The sequence below is a fragment of the Ohtaekwangia sp. genome (assembly GCF_036568665.1).
Lineage (GTDB): Bacteria > Bacteroidota > Bacteroidia > Cytophagales > Cyclobacteriaceae > Ohtaekwangia.
The window spans coordinates 1-2,021 of record NZ_DATCSD010000156.1; the positions used below are offsets into that span (position 1 = coordinate 1).

Genomic DNA, 2,021 nt, shown 5'->3' on the forward strand with positions numbered 1-2,021 from the left:
AGCTGGCATGGCAGCCGTGTTATCGAAGCCAGGTATATATAAAGCTTCAGGTGCTATAGGGCGCTGGTTTATGAAATATATACCCGTGCTGGTGAATAATAAACTTAACCCATGGTATAAACAGCGTGAAATGCCCGCTGTACCGAAGCAATCGTTTAACGAATGGTATCACCAGAATCGCAAGCAACATGGAAAGCAGGGATAAGATACTGAACGCTCTCAAAAAGAAATTTTCGGATACACCGGCTGCGTTGCCGGTATTGAAAACCTATAGTCAAAGTTCCATCGATCTTGTTGAGAAGTTTGAGTTTGTGCTCCGTGGTATAGGCGGCAGAACCGTACGCGCCAATACCATACACGAGATCAACGAATATATACGGCAGGAATTTGCCGATGCCAAACGCATTGTTTCATTGACGGATGGCGTGAACGGTACACCTATCACTCCCGATATAGATCCGCATACTTTTGCCGATGTAGACCTGATTATACTGCAGCCGCACTTTGCCGTAGCTGAAAACGCAGCCGCCTGGATTACTGCCGAGCGCATGGGCGACCGTGCCTTACCTTTTATAGCACAACATATAGCATTGGTAGTTTATACCGATAGCATTGTACACACCATGCACGATGCCTACAACAAAATCAGCAATGCTAATTATCCCTTCGGTACATTTATAGCCGGTCCTTCCAAAACGGCCGATATAGAGCAATCGCTGGTGTTGGGTGCCCATGGGCCTAAGAGTATGACGGTGTTTTTAATTTCGAAGTAATTATTAGTGGTGTTAGATGTTCTATCCGACACCAGTACAAGCTGACCCGAGTGCAGCTCGAGGCACAGTTATCGCGACATTTCCTCTCGATAAATTTCGATCTATCAAATGAAAAAAAATCTTTCACTATTCCTCTTACTCTTCCTGGTTTCAGGTTGTGTCACAAAAAAGGTTGGTGTTAAATTCTTCTTTGAAGAAAATGCCATCTCCCTTCGGGATAATTTTTCCGTATCTATTGTCATAGATAGTGATACAGTAAGGTGTAAAGTAAATAAAGGTGGTGTTGAAATTCCGAAGGCTTATGTAAATAAAGAAACGCCTGCAGCAATTGTATTTGAAACGGACAATCAAGCCTTCACGATTAATGTTCCTGATGCACGCTCTTTATATCCTGATCAGGACATGGTCTGGATTTTTGGAGTAGACCAGAGACCTTTTAATCCTGTAATCGGTGCACTTTCAATGGAAGAAATCCAGGCTGACTCAATTACAAAGGAGGTCTTTTATCTGAAGCTTGACCCTCAGGAATCTGGTGATGGGTTGATGTTTATTTCCAAGCAATAAAAACATATAGATAAAAAAGTTTCGTCTCCGCAGAGTCTCCCGCTTCGGGGACTCTGTCGGAAGCATGCTAGTATTAGCCTTGCTATCCATCGTTGCTAACAGAACTGCGATTACTTTACCCAAGACGCAGAGTCCTTTACGAGACTCTACTGTAAAATTGCGGCTGTACGCTTGCGGTAGTTGCCTTCTAAATATCTCACAGCTCACAACTCAAAGCTCACAACTTACAACGGTGCCTCAATCCGCATCATTCTTCCACTGTTCTGTTAGCGCATAAGAGGCTTCTATCAGTTGCATCAATCCTTCGTAGGCAAAGATATAGTCGGCACGTTTTTGTTCGGTCCAGTTGCCGGCTTCGCGGCTGCCGAGCGTGAGTTTAAGCATATCCCATAAAATTATATGGACGTTATCGGCATCGTGGGTGCTGCAAAATTCGCGAACGATGTGTTGTATGCTTTTTAGATCGTTAGCGTCAAGTTTGCCGAAGGGTTGATCGATTTTCATAGTTGTTCTTCGTTATGGCGGCAAATAGCGTTTCTGTGAAAGCATATAGTGCCCACCCGAAGGGAATCATATCCGGCATAAATGGATAATTTAGAATTATATTCTATTTTTAATGCCATAAGATTTGCTACATGACAAACGATACCCGCACCGTACACCAGGGAAGAAATGTAAAACGCT

The 2,021-nt window shown here is 43.5% G+C and carries 5 protein-coding genes; 3 read left to right on the forward strand and 2 right to left on the reverse strand.

Features of this window, described 5'->3' with window-relative positions; genetic code table 11:
• The 3 genes from VIN08_RS09085 to VIN08_RS09095 all read left to right on the forward strand — a co-directional run.
• On the forward strand, positions 1–205 hold a 205-nt coding region (locus VIN08_RS09085), incomplete at its 5' end, for a lactate utilisation protein LutB domain-containing protein (RefSeq protein ID WP_331963460.1).
• The gene (locus VIN08_RS09090) at positions 189–773 is read left to right on the forward strand and encodes a LutC/YkgG family protein (protein ID WP_331963463.1); all 585 of its coding nucleotides are present in this window, start codon (positions 189–191) and stop codon (positions 771–773) included. The genes VIN08_RS09085 and VIN08_RS09090, both read left to right, overlap by 17 nt.
• A gap of 108 nt (positions 774–881) precedes the next feature.
• Positions 882–1,337, forward strand: coding sequence for a hypothetical protein (locus VIN08_RS09095; protein ID WP_331963466.1), 456 nt, complete (start codon positions 882–884; stop codon positions 1,335–1,337).
• A gap of 237 nt (positions 1,338–1,574) precedes the next feature.
• Here VIN08_RS09095 and VIN08_RS09100 read toward each other — a convergent pair whose 3' ends face one another.
• The gene (locus VIN08_RS09100) at positions 1,575–1,841 is read right to left on the reverse strand and encodes a hypothetical protein (RefSeq protein ID WP_331963469.1); all 267 of its coding nucleotides are present in this window, start codon (positions 1,839–1,841) and stop codon (positions 1,575–1,577) included.
• The coding region (locus VIN08_RS09105) for a hypothetical protein (protein ID WP_331963472.1) at positions 1,838–2,021 on the reverse strand (184 nt) is incomplete at its 5' end. The genes VIN08_RS09100 and VIN08_RS09105, both read right to left, overlap by 4 nt.

Coding starts and splice junctions, on each gene's coding strand:
- VIN08_RS09090 (WP_331963463.1), top strand. CDS start 189: ATGGAAAGCAGGGATAAGATACTGAACGCTCTCAAAAAGAAATTTTCG.
- VIN08_RS09095 (WP_331963466.1), top strand. CDS start 882: ATGAAAAAAAATCTTTCACTATTCCTCTTACTCTTCCTGGTTTCAGGT.
- VIN08_RS09100 (WP_331963469.1), bottom strand. CDS start 1,841: ATGAAAATCGATCAACCCTTCGGCAAACTTGACGCTAACGATCTAAAA.